Origin of the sequence: Haemophilus sp. C1 (genome assembly GCF_001276515.1) — a bacterium.
GTDB lineage: Bacteria > Pseudomonadota > Gammaproteobacteria > Enterobacterales > Pasteurellaceae > Haemophilus.
In genome coordinates, this window is record NZ_LDVZ01000029.1 from 1 (window position 1) to 13576 (window position 13576).

The 13576-nt window shown below is 38.5% G+C and carries 12 protein-coding genes; 6 read left to right on the plus strand and 6 right to left on the minus strand.

The window, feature by feature from the left end:
• Positions 1-190: 190 nt before the first annotated feature.
• Positions 191-250 (minus strand): hypothetical protein, encoded by a 60-nt coding sequence (locus tag ABW51_RS10580; protein ID WP_371258027.1) that lies wholly within the window; start codon positions 248-250, stop codon positions 191-193.
• Between the two features lie 224 nt (positions 251-474).
• On the opposite strand from ABW51_RS10580, the gene der reads away from it, so the two are divergent.
• Positions 475-1986, plus strand: a complete 1512-nt coding sequence (gene der / locus ABW51_RS08695) for a ribosome biogenesis GTPase Der (protein ID WP_053466425.1) — start codon at positions 475-477, stop codon at positions 1984-1986.
• 79 nt (positions 1987-2065) lie between these two features.
• On the opposite strand, the gene ABW51_RS08700 is transcribed toward der, so the two are convergent.
• Genes ABW51_RS08700 through udk form a run of 4 tightly spaced genes read right to left on the minus strand, consistent with a single transcriptional unit; the run spans position 2066 to position 5672 of the window.
• A complete protein-coding gene (locus tag ABW51_RS08700) occupies positions 2066-3256 on the minus strand; it encodes a sugar transporter (protein WP_053466426.1) in 1191 nt (396 codons plus the stop codon).
• The gene (locus ABW51_RS08705; protein WP_053466427.1) at positions 3256-4431 is read right to left on the minus strand and encodes a hypothetical protein; all 1176 of its coding nucleotides are present in this window, start codon (positions 4429-4431) and stop codon (positions 3256-3258) included. The genes ABW51_RS08700 and ABW51_RS08705 overlap by 1 nt, the downstream gene beginning before the upstream one ends.
• Before the next feature lie 3 nt (positions 4432-4434).
• Positions 4435-5022, minus strand: a complete 588-nt coding sequence (gene dcd / locus ABW51_RS08710) for a dCTP deaminase (protein ID WP_053466428.1) — start codon at positions 5020-5022, stop codon at positions 4435-4437.
• Between the two features lie 8 nt (positions 5023-5030).
• Positions 5031-5672 (minus strand): uridine kinase, encoded by a 642-nt coding sequence (gene udk, locus ABW51_RS08715; protein WP_005658079.1) that lies wholly within the window; start codon positions 5670-5672, stop codon positions 5031-5033.
• A 165-nt stretch (positions 5673-5837) separates the two neighbouring features.
• Between udk and ABW51_RS08720 the strand changes: the two genes are divergently transcribed.
• The 4 genes from ABW51_RS08720 to fbpC all read left to right on the plus strand — a co-directional run bounded on the left by ABW51_RS08720 (position 5838) and on the right by fbpC (position 11230).
• Positions 5838-6878: an ABC transporter substrate-binding protein gene (locus tag ABW51_RS08720; RefSeq protein WP_053466429.1), complete on the plus strand. Its 1041-nt coding sequence runs from the start codon at positions 5838-5840 to the stop codon at positions 6876-6878.
• A gap of 122 nt (positions 6879-7000) precedes the next feature.
• On the plus strand, positions 7001-8035 hold the full coding sequence (locus ABW51_RS08725) for an ABC transporter substrate-binding protein (RefSeq protein ID WP_053466430.1): 1035 nt from the start codon (positions 7001-7003) through the stop codon (positions 8033-8035).
• A 63-nt stretch (positions 8036-8098) separates the two neighbouring features.
• Positions 8099-10156 carry an ABC transporter permease gene (locus tag ABW51_RS08730; protein WP_053466431.1) on the plus strand — a complete coding sequence of 686 codons (2058 nt, stop codon included), beginning with the start codon at positions 8099-8101 and terminating at the stop codon, positions 10154-10156.
• Positions 10157-10180: 24 nt separating this feature from the next.
• Positions 10181-11230: a ferric ABC transporter ATP-binding protein gene (fbpC, locus tag ABW51_RS08735; RefSeq protein WP_053466432.1), complete on the plus strand. Its 1050-nt coding sequence runs from the start codon at positions 10181-10183 to the stop codon at positions 11228-11230.
• Between the two features lie 90 nt (positions 11231-11320).
• On the opposite strand, the gene ABW51_RS08740 is transcribed toward fbpC, so the two are convergent.
• Positions 11321-12637, minus strand: a complete 1317-nt coding sequence (locus ABW51_RS08740; protein ID WP_053466433.1) for an NCS2 family permease — start codon at positions 12635-12637, stop codon at positions 11321-11323.
• 233 nt (positions 12638-12870) lie between these two features.
• Here ABW51_RS08740 and ABW51_RS08745 point away from each other — a divergent pair, with 233 nt between their 5' ends.
• Positions 12871-13401, plus strand: coding sequence for an inorganic diphosphatase (locus ABW51_RS08745; protein WP_053466434.1), 531 nt, complete (start codon positions 12871-12873; stop codon positions 13399-13401).
• The last annotated feature ends 175 nt before the right edge of the window (positions 13402-13576 follow it).

A 13576-nucleotide genomic window follows, 5' to 3' on the forward strand; every position in this document is an offset into this window, starting at 1 on the left:
AGAATACCTGCCTGTCACGCAGGGGGTCGCGGGTTCGAGTCCCGTCCATTCCGCCAATTAAGATAAATAAAGATAGCACCTAAGGGTGCTTTTTTTGTATCTAAAATTTACTTCATCCTTGACAAAAATAAAGTAAACTTTTAAGATTTGAAGAACTAGGGAGCTGCATACTCCCTAGTATGTCGTGTTATTAGTAAGTCGGTAAACTCACTAATAATAGTAGTACGACAAGGATAATGAGTTTCATCATTTTCTTATCCTCTTCAAACGTTGCGAAAAAGCGCAACACTCGCTTTCAAGTTGGATCCTTGAAAGCGAGATTATTATAACGTTAAGTTATAGATAAATAAACAGTGTTTAGAAAGCCATAGGATTGTATCCTGTGGCTTTTCTTTTCTTTATGAAATCATTTTTTACCAATCCTTTAACTTCCGATATAATAGCCGCCATTTTTGACAAAATAAGAGATTTTTTATGGCAACTCCAGTTGTGGCCCTTGTTGGTCGCCCGAATGTGGGAAAATCCACATTATTTAATCGCCTTACTCGTACGAGAGATGCGTTAGTCGCTGATTTTCCTGGTTTAACTCGTGATAGAAAATATGGCCATGCTCATATTGCTGGCTATGAATTTATTGTTATTGACACTGGCGGGATTGATGGAACCGAAGAGGGCGTAGAAGAAAAAATGGCGGAGCAATCTTTGCTTGCTATTGATGAAGCGGATATTGTTCTTTTCCTTGTGGATGCTCGTGCAGGTTTAACGGCAGCAGATATTGGTATTGCTAATTATTTACGCCAACGTCAAAACAAAATGACGATTGTAGTGGCAAATAAAACTGATGGTATTGATGCGGATTCTCATTGTGCAGAATTTTATCAGTTGGGGTTAGGGGAAATTGAGCAAATTGCAGCTTCACAAGGTCGTGGTGTTACTCAGTTAATGGAACAAGTGCTTGCACCTTTTGCGGAACAAATGGAAAACGCCGATGAAAATGACCGCACTTCTGAGGAAGAACAAGACGAATGGGAACAAGAATTCGATTTTGATTCAGAAGAAGATACGGCATTGCTTGATGAGGCTTTAGAGGAATCGGAAGAAGAGCAAGATAAAAATATTAAGATTGCCATTGTTGGTCGTCCAAATGTGGGTAAATCTACTTTAACCAATCGTATTTTAGGTGAAGATCGTGTGGTGGTTTACGATATGCCAGGCACGACGCGCGACAGTATTTATATTCCAATGGAGCGTGATGGGCAGCAATATACGTTGATTGATACAGCTGGTGTGCGTAAGCGTGGTAAAGTGCATTTAGCTGTGGAAAAATTCTCTGTGATTAAAACCTTGCAAGCGATTCAAGATGCTAATGTTGTGTTACTGACTATTGATGCGAGAGAGAACATTTCTGATCAGGATTTATCTTTACTCGGCTTTATTTTAAATGCAGGTCGTTCTTTAGTGATCGTTGTGAATAAATGGGATGGTTTAGATCAAGATGTGAAAGATCGCGTTAAATCTGAGCTTGATCGTCGTTTAGATTTTATTGATTTTGCTCGCGTGCATTTTATTTCTGCATTGCACGGCAGTGGTGTAGGTAATCTTTTTGATTCGATTAAAGAGGCGTATGCTTGTGCGACTCAAAAAATGACGACTTCGCTTTTAACTCGTATTTTGCAAATGGCAACCGATGAACATCAACCACCGATGATTGGCGGTCGTCGAATTAAATTAAAATATGCTCATCCAGGTGGTTATAATCCGCCGATTATAGTGGTTCACGGTAACCAAATGGATAAATTACCCGATTCTTATAAACGTTATTTATCTAATTATTATCGTAAGAGTTTGAAAATTATTGGTTCACCGATTCGTCTTCTTTTCCAAGAAGGCTCAAACCCATTTGCGGGGCGTAAAAATAAACTTACCCCGAACCAATTGCGTAAACGTAAACGTTTGATGAAGTTTATTAAGAAAGCGAAACGTTAAATTCGAGATAGATAAAACTTAGCAAGATTTAACCGCACTTTTAAAACTCTTTTTGGAGAACTAAAGTGCGGTTATTTTTTTATTTGTTTTGCAGAAGAAATGTATGGCGATATTTTAAGTGCGTTGTAATAAAAATGATGAAACCGATTAAACCTAATGCTGCGCCCGTATAACCGATTTCGTTTAATCCTAAATAGGTTGTTGCAAGATTTCCAAATAATGCGCCTGCGCCAATTCCTGCATTGAAAATTCCCGAGTAAATAGCCGTAGCAACATCGGTTGCATCTGGTGCAAGTTTTAGTACGCGCATTTGTAGGGATAGTCCGATACAAGAAATGCCAATCCCCCAAATAAACACAAGGCTGAACATTGCTATCATTGTTTCGGTAGAGAAGAGTAGTAGCAATAGTGAGAACATCAATAAGCTCATCGAAACAATAATAAATTTTGTGGGAGCAAATCGGTAGAATCTGTTAAATAATAGACTTGCGGCAATACCTGAGAAACCAAAAACTAATAATACAGCCGTGGCAAAATTTGGATCTAAATGTCCAATATTAATCATAAATGGTTCGATATAGGTATAAGCAGTAAAGTGTGCTGAAATGACGATTGCCGTTGTTACGTAAAGCCAAAGTAATAATGGACGTTTAGCAAGTAAGGGTAAACTTGCAATAGAGCCAGCATTTTTACTGGGTAAATTTGGTAATAATCGAATAATTAAAAACATAATGGATAATGCCAGTACTGCAATAATGCCAAAAGTGACCCGCCAACCGACGAGCTGTCCGACAATTCGTCCAATCGGTAAGCCTAAGATGGTGGCAAGTGCGGTGCCAATAGCGAGCATTCCTAATGCTTGAGTTTTCTTGTGTTTAGGTGCGATGCGTATTACAAGTGAAGCGGTAATGGACCAAAACACTGAATGGGCTAATGCAATGCACATTCGAGCGAGAAGTAATATCCAGAAATTCCAAGCAATGACCGATAAAATATGCCCAACAATAAATATAATGAAAAGTTTGATTAGCAGGCTTTTACGTTCCATATTGCCGGTGGCAAGCATCGCAGGCAGAGACATAATTAGCACCGTCCAAGCATAAACTGTCATCATTAAACCAGTATCAGCAGTTTGCATATTAAAACTTTGTGCAATATCGCTTAACATTGCAACAGGTACAAATTCTGTAGTATTAAAAATAAATCCTGCGCAAGCCATAATAAGCACGCGCCATGATTGGATTTTTTCAGCTTTTAAATATAACGACATTAACGTAACTTTTCTTTAATCGCATCAATTAATTGATGGCGGAATTTCTTCGTAAAATTAATTTTATATTGTGGTGAACTGCAGTTACCAAAAAAATTGATTGGTAGTGTCAAATTTTGATAGCGTTGATCCGTAGAATGTAAATTGATATCCACATTACATTCCATGCGGTTTAAATCAATGATGCCTTTTCCTTGCCCCAAAAGTGCGGATGTTTTTAATTCAATTTTTTCAGCAATAAGTTGATTTTGCTGGAGAAATAATTGTAAGTAAAATTGTTCAAAGCGAGTGTTTAACTCTTTATTTTTTAACAAATCATTGTTGTAATTAATCGGGAAATATTGTGCCACCATATCCAATAGATTCACACCAAGAATTTCGCCATTTTGCGCTAAAAAATTTAATTTGCCTTGAATAAGCGCAGAAGATGAAAAGCTGAAATCAAGATTAAAATCGGCGTGTCCACTTAACATTTCTGGCAAATTTAACAACGTGAATAAGCGTTTAACAGGGAAATATTTGCCTGAAAAATTGACCGCACTTTGGTTGCCAATTTGTTGATATTTCAATACGGCTAAACAATCGTTATCGCATTGTGGTTTTATATAAGTCACCATTTGTTGATGGGCTGTGTGAGTTTCAATATAACCGATAGGCTGATTATTTAGGTTTGCATCTACAAATTGAAGTAGGGCTGATTCTGATGTTGAGAAGTCTAAATTTGCTTTGTGGAAAGAAAAATGGAAAATTTTTGTTTTTCCATAAATAGGTTTGTTAAATTCCATGCGAATATGGTTTTCGCCATTCAATATTACTTTTTTTGATAAAAGCTGTTTTAACGAAAAAGGCGAAACCTCTATCGATACATTGGCAGGATTTTGTGTGTTTTGAGTTAATTTGAGCTGTTGAATATTCAGTGAATGAAGTGCGGTATTACCATACAAAAGAGGCAAAAAACTAAATTTAGCTTCAATTTTTTGAGCTGAAAATTGCGTAGTTTTTATATTTTCAAGGGAAAGTGCGGGAGAAAATAATGATAAATTGATTGACTGAACGGCAATGTTTTGTTGTGCCAGTTGTTCACTAATGGCACTTTGCACTCGGTAAAGTTGAATATATAAAAAAGAAAAGATCGCCAAAGCGACGATCCCTACGACAAGCGCGAACTTTTTCATTGATTATTCCTTGTCTTCGTCAATACGACTTGCTACCGCACTTTGTTGATTTTTATATTTTGCATCTTTGCGGCTACTGTATGGTCGTTTTGCTTCGCCACTTAATACTTCAAAACTTAACGCACCAATTACCATATTTGGGCGTAATGCTAATGGTAATTTCCCTGAATTATAAAATTCCAACACGATTTTTCCTTCCCAACCTGGATCAATACGGTGTGCAGTGACGTGTACCATTAAGCCTAAACGGGCTAAAGAAGAACGGCCATCTAACCAACCGATAATATTGGCGGGTAATTTCACGGATTCAAGTGTGGTTGCTAACGCTAAAGTACCAGGATGCAAGAAAAATGCTTCCCCATCTGGGATAATAATTTCATCGCTCATTACCAATTCAAGCTGGGCGGATACTTCTTCTTTCGGGCCGCTTAAATCAATAAAAGGCGCAGAATGTTCACGAAATACGCGGAAAGAATTACCTAAGCGAACATCAATCGTCGCACCGTTGATTTTGTCATTATTTGGACGAGGAGTTAAAGAAATAATGCCATCATCGAGATAGCGTTCAATATCAGTATCGCAAAGACGCATAAGATTTCCTATTTTTGATTCAATAAATGAAGAATTTGAGCTTTTAACATATTGATTGCAATACGGTTTTTTCCGCCGCGAGGAATAACAATATCCGCATATTGTTTAGATGGCTCAATAAATTGTAAGAACATTGGACGCACGGTCGCACGATATTGATCAATCACTGATTGTAGAGAGCGACCACGTTCTTCCATATCGCGTTGTAAACGGCGGATGAAGCAAATATCAAGTGGAGTATCTACGAATACAGAAATATCGGCTAATTGGCGTACTCGTTCATCGGTAAGTAATAAAATCCCTTCTAAAATTACGATTCGTTTTGGTGTGAAATGCGTTGTTTCGTTGGTGCGAGTATGTTCTACATAGCTATAAACAGGCACATCTACGGCACTGCCATTTTTTAGATTTTTTAAATGTTGGATAAGTAAATCGCGATCCATAGAGCTTGGATGATCGTAATTCGTTTTTACGCGCTCAGTCATTTCTAAATGACTTTGATCTTTATAGTAACTGTCTTCAGTAATGATACCAATTTCTTGGCAACCTAATTCATTGCAGAGTTCTTTGTGAACGGTGGAAGCGATAGAACTTTTGCCTGATGCAGATGCACCTGTGATGGCGATAATGATACAAGAGGGATTTGACATAATCGTGTTTCGATGTAAGGAAAATTCGTGCAATTATAAAGAAAAGTGCGGTAAATTTCACGTTTATTTTTTCATTTGAATTTTAAAAAGTGTGAGCTTCATCACGGTATTATTTCCATTTTTCGAGTAGGATTTTAACGTTCTATCCAATAAGGAGTATTTATTATGAAGTTCAACAAAATTTCTTTTTCTGTTTCTGCCGCACTTTTAGCTGCAGGCTTGGCTATTTCTGGTTCTGCTAATGCTAAAGGTCGTTTAGTTGTGTACTGTAGTGCCACCAACATTCTGTGCGAAACCACCACAAAAGCATTTGGCGAAAAATATGATGTGAAAACATCCTTTATTCGTAACGGTTCAGGCAGTACTTTTGCTAAAGTTGAAGCTGAAAAAAATAACCCTCAAGCGGATGTTTGGTTCGGCGGTACTTTTGACCCTCAAGCACAAGCGGCTGAATTAGGGTTAATTGAGCCTTATAAATCTAAACACATTGATGAAATCGTAGAACGTTTCCGTGATCCAGCGAAAACGAAAGGTCACTATGTTTCCTCAATTTATATGGGGATCTTAGGTTTCGGTGTGAATACTGAGCGTTTGGCAAAATTAGGCATTAAAGAAGTGCCGAAATGCTGGAAAGACTTAACTGATCCACGCTTAAAAGGCGAAGTTCAAATCGCAGACCCTCAAAGTGCAGGTACAGCTTATACTGCATTGGCAACTTTCGTCCAATTATGGGGTGAAAAAGAGGCGTTTGAATACTTAAAAGCCTTGCATCCTAACGTTTCTCAATATACCAAATCGGGTATCACGCCATCACGTAACTCTGCGCGTGGCGAAGCGACAATCGGCGTGGGTTTCTTACACGATTATGCTTTAGAAAAACGCAATGGCGCGCCATTAGAATTAGTCGTGCCGTGTGAAGGAACAGGCTATGAATTAGGCGGTGTGAGTATCTTAAAAGGTGCGCGTAATATCGATAATGCAAAATTATTCGTCGATTGGGCGTTATCAAAAGAAGGTCAAGAATTAGCTTGGAAACAAGGGGATTCGTTACAAATCTTAACTAACACGACTGCAGAACAATCGCCAACTGCATTTGATCCAAATAAACTCAAATTAATCAATTATGACTTTGAAAAATACGGTGCAACAGAACAACGCAAAGCCTTAATTGAAAAATGGGTACAAGAAGTTAAATTGGCGAAATAGCACGGAATAAGTGCGGTAAAAAATACTGAAGTTTTTGACCGCACTTTTTCGTATTTTTAATGTGATTTCGTTTCCCCTCTAAGAGATTGCAAAACCTTCATTCATAAGGGAGTTATAATCAGATGAAACTATCAAAAATCGCAGTAACCCTCTCGGGTGTCATGTTAAGTGGATTGGTGTTAAGTAATCCATCTTTTGCAAAAGGACGTCTAGTCATTTATTGCAGCGCGCAAAATACGATGTGCGAGCAAGAAGCGATGGCATTTGAGAAAAAATTTGATGTTAAAACAAGTTTTATTCGTGGTGGAACAGGCACTATTCTAGCGAAAATTGATGCTGAAAAAGATAATCCACAAGGCGATGTTTGGTATGGCGGAACGATGGATCCCCATTCTCAAGCAGGAGAAATGGGTTTATTGGAGCCTTATAAATCATCCAATCTTCCTCAGATCGTAGAAAAATTCCGTGATCCAGCCAAAATGAAAGGGAATTATTCTTCGGCGATTTATTTGGGCGTGTTAGGTTTTGGCGTGAATCCAGAACGTTTGAAAAAATTGAATTTACCTATTCCAAAATGCTGGAAGGATTTAGCTAACCCAATTTACAAAAATGAAATTCAAGCCGCAGATCCACAAAGTTCTGGTACGGGCTATACTCAGCTAGCAACTTATATGCAACTTTGGGGAGAAGACGAGGCGTTTAAATTCTTAAAAGAGTTGAATAAAAACGTATCGCAATATACCAAATCTGGTAATACGGCAACACGTAATACAGCGCGTGGGGAAACGGCAATTGGCATTGGTTTCTTGCATGAATATTCTTTAGAAAAAGCGAAAGGCGCTCCAGTAGAATTAGTCGTGCCTTGTGAAGGTACGGGCTATGAAATTGGCGGTGTGAGTGTCATTAAAGGCGCGCGTAATTTAGATAATGCGAAACTTTTTGTTGATTGGGCGTTATCCAAAGAGGCGCAAGAACTAACTTGGCAAAAAGGTGAAGCGTATTCCATTTTAACCAACACCAGTGCACAACAATCGCCTTATGCGTTAGATTTTAAATCTATTAATTTAATTAACTATGATTTTGATAAATACGGTGCGACTGATTTACGTAAACGCTTAATCACAAAATGGGTTGATGAAGTAAAATTAGCCAAATAATGATGTCACTAACGAAGTGATATGTCGCATATCGCTTCGTTTTTTTACCTTATGCGAGGTTGTATGAACGCAAAAAAACTTTCCATAATGCATTCTGCTTATTTTTGGATTATTTTATCCTTGTTGGCGTTTGCGCTCTTGCCTTCCAATGCACTTGATTACGGTTTGTTTGAAAGTACTTCAGATGAATATTTAGAGGCAATGGGCTGGGCTTCTTTCAATTTAACTTGGGCTTGGTTCCTACCCGTTATTGTGTATGGTGCTTTGCCGTTATTTAGATTGCCACAGAAAACTCAAGCAAAAACAGAGCTATTTTTGACCGCACTTTCTGTACTATTTATGTTTATCAGTGCGACGGTGTGCAAAATTAGTATGGGCTATTCTGTGATTGTGTTACTTGCGGGATATACCGCATTAGCGACACTTTCATTGGCAAAACTTAAAGTAATGCAAGGGGATAAATTTATCATCGCTTCTTTACTTTGCATTATTTTGCTCATTTTCTTCTTTATCGTTTATCCAACATTGGCGATTTTCGTTTCAATGTTTTATGACGGTGACACGTTTGCGCCACAGCAAGTGATGCGTATTTTAACGCAGAGCTATATTGTTCGCGTAATTACCAATTCTCTTTTCTTATCGGGCTTTGTGGGCATAGTTTCGACTGTATTTGGTTTAGCCTTTGCGCTTTATACTACGCGTATCGCTCGTAGAACGGCATTTATCGGAAAAATTTTCTCTATTTTGCCGATTGTTACGCCACCATTTGTTGTGGGATTAGGGGTAACTTTAATGCTTGGCCGTTCTGGTTATGTAACTGAATTTTTAAGTGAATATTTTGGTTTTTCCAATCATAACTGGCTTTATGGTTTTAATGGGATTGCGATTGCGCAAATTCTCGCATTTGCTCCGATTTCTTTTATGATTTTAGACGGCGCATTGAAATCGGTACATCCTTCTATTGAAGAAGCCTCTTATACGTTGCGCGCTAATCGTTATCAAACGTTCTATCAGATTATTTTTCCGTTACTACGTCCTGCATTAGCAAATTCTTTCTTAATTGTATTTATTCAATCATTGGCGGACTTTAGTAATCCGTTAGTGTTGGGTGGAAGTTTCGATGTAATTGCCACACAAATTTATTTCTATATTGCGGGTTCACAACTTGATTATGCTTCAGCTAGTACTTTAGGTTCGATGTTGTTAATTTTCTCGTTGGCGATTTTTATCATTCAATACATTTGGATTGGTAACCGCTCTTATGTCACCGTTTCAGGTAAATCTTATCGTGGTGATGTGCAAGATCTTCCAACTGGTTTGAAATATACCATCATTGGCATGCTTGGATTCTGGGTAATCTTTAATATGGCACTTTACGGTAGTATTTTCTACGGAAGTTTCACTGTAAATTGGGGCGTAGATTACACTTTAACCTTGAAAAATTATGCCATGTTATTCGGGCAAGGATTGAGCGATGGGGCGTGGCCATCACTGATCAATACCTTAATCTATGCAGGTATTGCCGCACCATTAACCGCATTCTTTGGATTATTGATTGCGTACATTGTGGTACGTAAAGATTTTCAAGGTAAAAAATCCCTTGAGTTTTTAACGATGCTTTGCTTTGCCGTACCTGGGACTGTGGCAGGGGTATCTTATATTTTAGCGTTCAACAATGCGCCACTTTATATTACGGGTACGGGCATTATCGTGATTATTTCAATGGTAATGCGTGACTTACCAATTGGTATGCGAGCAGCGATTGCTGGGTTAGGGCAGCTTGATAAATCCCTTGATGAAGCATCGCTTTCTTTAAAAGGGAGTTCGTGGAAAACATTGCGCTTTATCGTATTGCCGTTATTAAAACCTGCGTTGCTTTCCGCGCTTGTGACTAGTTTCGTTCGTGCAATGACGACAGTAAGTGCAATTATATTCTTAGTGACTGCAGATACTCGCGTTGCTACCGCATATATTTTAAATCGTGTGGAAGACGGAGAATACGGCATCGCAATTGCATACGGCTCTATCTTAATTGTTGTGATGATGGCAATTATTTTATTCTTCGACTGGATTGTAGGTGATACACGTATCTCTCGTTCTAAAGCGAAAAAAATGAATTAACTCGTTAAGTTGTAGGTAAATATTATGAGTAATAATGATTTCTTAGTATTAAAAAATATCACCAAAGCATTTGGTAAAGCGGTCGTCATTGATAATTTAGATTTAACGATCAAACGTGGCACGATGGTAACATTGTTAGGGCCATCAGGCTGTGGTAAAACCACCGTATTACGTTTGGTTGCGGGGTTAGAAAATCCAACATCAGGTCAAATTTTTATTGATGGCGAAGACGTAACAAAATCCTCTATTCAAAATCGAGATATTTGTATTGTCTTCCAATCTTACGCACTTTTCCCGCATATGAGCATTGGCGATAACGTTGGCTACGGCTTAAAAATGCAGGGCATTAGCAAAGAAGAACGCGCTAAACGTGTAAAAGAGGCTTTAGAATTGGTGGATTTAGCGGGCTTTGAAGATCGTTTTGTCGATCAAATTTCGGGTGGGCAACAACAACGTGTCGCCCTAGCTCGTGCTTTAGTATTAAAACCAAAAGTTTTGTTGTTTGATGAACCATTAAGTAATTTAGATGCAAACTTACGTCGTTCAATGCGTGAAAAAATCCGTGAATTGCAACAACGTTTAGGCATTACCTCGCTTTATGTGACACACGACCAAACAGAGGCCTTTGCGGTATCTGATGAAGTTATCGTTATGCATAAAGGTAAAATTATGCAAAAAGCGCCAGCGAAAGAGCTTTATCTCCGACCAAATTCTTTGTTCTTAGCTAACTTTATGGGTGAATCCAGTATTTTCGATGGAAAATTAGAAAATGGTATGGTGGATATTAATGGCTATCATGTATCGTTAAAAGATGCTGCACAGTTTAATTTACCCGATGGTGAATGCTTAGTAGGTATTCGCCCAGAAGCAATTTATCTTGCTGCAGAGGGCAGCGATGCTCAACGTTGTGAGATTAAAAGTGCGGTCTATATGGGCAACCATTGGGAAGTGGTCGCAAACTGGGCGGGCAAAGATTTACTGGTAAATTGTAAACCAGAAGATTTTAATGCCGATTTAAAACAAGCCTATGTAAATTTATCTGATCACGGTATTTTCTTATTGAAGAAAGAGTAGTACAGACATAAAAAAAAGTGCGGTGAAATTTTACCGCACTTTTGTGATTACAATTAAGGGGAAGGCTCTTCCCCTTTTTTATTTCTGTTATTAAATCGCCCAACCGCCGGCATAGAATGCAACGAGTACGATTGCAATAATCACAGTACCTACATTTAAGCGTTTAATATCGCCACTCACGATTCTTCCAATTACTAATGCCGCAAAACCTAACATAATGCCAGTTACGATGTTGGCGGTAAGCACGATAAATACTGCGCAGGTTAATCCGCTCATAGCTCCAACGAAATCATCGAAATCTAGTTTGCTTACATTGCTTAACATTAATAAACCAACGTACATTAATGCTGGAGCAGTTGCGTATCCAGGCACTAAGAACGCTAATGGTTGGAAGAAAAGCATTAATAGGAATAACACACCAACAACGATAGCAGTAATACCTGTTTTACCGCCCGCGGCTGTCCCTGCTGCCGACTCAATATAAACGGCAGCTGGTGCTGTACCGAATAAGCCTGAGAATAAGCTACTGATTGAGTCTGAAGTTAAAGCTTTACCGCCATTGATAATTTGACCATCCTTATCAAGCAAGTCGGCTTGACCTGCAACTGCGCGAATAGTGCCCGTTGCATCAAATACGGCGGTCATCACTAAAGCAAATACGACAGGCAAGATTGCGGGTTGTAGTGCGCCCATAAAGTCTAATTGTAAGAAAAGAGAATTTTCACCAAAGGTTGGCATTTTGAAAATTTCTCCGCCAAATTTTACATTTGGATCAAAAATTAAACCTACGATAGTAATAGCGATAATTACCCATAAAATACCGCCTTTAATTTTCATTTTTTCAAGGCCGATAATGAGCGCCAAACCAATTAAGGACATCATGACTGGGAATGAGGTGAAATCGCCTAATTTTACTGGCAAGCCAGCTTGATTGCTGACGACTAAACCAACGCCGTTTGCCGCAATTAAAAGTAAAAAGAGTCCGATACCAATGCCCGCTCCGTGAGCGATACTGGATGGTAAATTACGCAAGATCCATGCACGGATACCTGTGGCAGAAATTAAGGTAAACACCCCCCCCATTAAGAATACAGCTCCTAGGGCAACAGGAATGGCGACCTTTTGACCAATTACTAAGCTAAATGCCGTGAAAGCAGTAAGAGAAATTGCACAACCAATTGCCATTGGTGCATTTGCCCATAAGCCAATTAAGATAGAGCCTAACCCCGCAACTAAACAGGTGGCAATAAAGACAGATTCCGCAGGAAAACCTGCAGCACCTAGCATATTTGGTACCACGATTACAGAATAAACCATTGCTAAGAAAGTGGTTAAACCCGCGATAATTTCTTGACGAACAGTTGAACCACGTTGCTTGAGCTCAAATGTTTTTTCTAAAGTTGGCATAGTGTTCCTTAAAGTTGAGTGAAAAATTGAAGTGAATAAGGTACGCTATTTTACATCATAAAAATGAGAAGTAAACGTTTGCGTGAGTTTTGTTTAGGATAAAGTGCGGTCAAAATTATGAATAGTTATGAAATAATCTATTTGCTGATTTTCTCTACAAATGAGACTGCGAGTCAGCAGAAAAACTGCTATACTTGTCGCGTTTTTTAACTTGATAAAATGAAGGAAACAAAATGGCTGATTTTAATCAAATTTTAACGCCAGGCGATGTAGATGCTGGCATTATCAATGTAGTAAATGAAATTCCAGAAGGTAGCTGCCATAAAATCGAATGGAACCGTAAAGTTGCAGCATTCCAATTAGATCGTGTTGAGCCAGCAATTTTTGCAAAACCAACTAACTATGGATTTATTCCACAAACTTTAGATGAAGATGGAGATGAGTTAGATGTGTTATTAATCACTCGCCAACCATTAGCAACAGGTGTATTCCTTGAAGCTAAAGTAATTGGTGTCATGAAATTTGTTGATGATGGCGAAGTGGATGACAAAATCGTTTGTGTTCCAGCAGATGATCGTGATACAGGCAATGCGTATAATTCATTAGCAGATTTACCGGCAAGATTAATTAAACAAATTGAATTCCACTTCAATAACTACAAAGCACTTAAAAAACCAGGCTCAACGAAAGTGACCCATTGGGGCGATGTAGAAGAAGCGAAAGAAGTGATTCGTGAGTCTATTAAACGTTGGAATGAGCGTTAATTAATAAACACATTTGATTGTAAAAGTCCCTGATTCTTTGAGTTGGGGATTTTTTATAGCAAATTTCAGAAATTTAGATAATAAAAAAACACCTTTCGGCGCTTGCTTTATTTTTAAGTGGTGGGTCGTGAAGGATTCGAACCTTCGACCAACGGATTAAAAGTCCGCTGCTCTA

Excerpts from the sequence above, each read along its gene's own strand:
- fbpC (WP_053466432.1), top strand. The coding sequence starts at position 10,181 with ATGAGTAATAATGATTTCTTAGTATTAAAAAATATCACCAAAGCATTT.
- ABW51_RS08740 (WP_053466433.1), bottom strand. The coding sequence starts at position 12,637 with ATGCCAACTTTAGAAAAAACATTTGAGCTCAAGCAACGTGGTTCAACT.
- ABW51_RS08745 (WP_053466434.1), top strand. The coding sequence starts at position 12,871 with ATGGCTGATTTTAATCAAATTTTAACGCCAGGCGATGTAGATGCTGGC.
- der (WP_053466425.1), top strand. The coding sequence starts at position 475 with ATGGCAACTCCAGTTGTGGCCCTTGTTGGTCGCCCGAATGTGGGAAAA.
- ABW51_RS08720 (WP_053466429.1), top strand. The coding sequence starts at position 5,838 with ATGAAGTTCAACAAAATTTCTTTTTCTGTTTCTGCCGCACTTTTAGCT.
- ABW51_RS08725 (WP_053466430.1), top strand. The coding sequence starts at position 7,001 with ATGAAACTATCAAAAATCGCAGTAACCCTCTCGGGTGTCATGTTAAGT.
- ABW51_RS08705 (WP_053466427.1), bottom strand. The coding sequence starts at position 4,431 with ATGAAAAAGTTCGCGCTTGTCGTAGGGATCGTCGCTTTGGCGATCTTT.
- udk (WP_005658079.1), bottom strand. The coding sequence starts at position 5,672 with ATGTCAAATCCCTCTTGTATCATTATCGCCATCACAGGTGCATCTGCA.
- ABW51_RS08700 (WP_053466426.1), bottom strand. The coding sequence starts at position 3,256 with ATGTCGTTATATTTAAAAGCTGAAAAAATCCAATCATGGCGCGTGCTT.
- ABW51_RS08730 (WP_053466431.1), top strand. The coding sequence starts at position 8,099 with ATGAACGCAAAAAAACTTTCCATAATGCATTCTGCTTATTTTTGGATT.
- dcd (WP_053466428.1), bottom strand. The coding sequence starts at position 5,022 with ATGCGTCTTTGCGATACTGATATTGAACGCTATCTCGATGATGGCATT.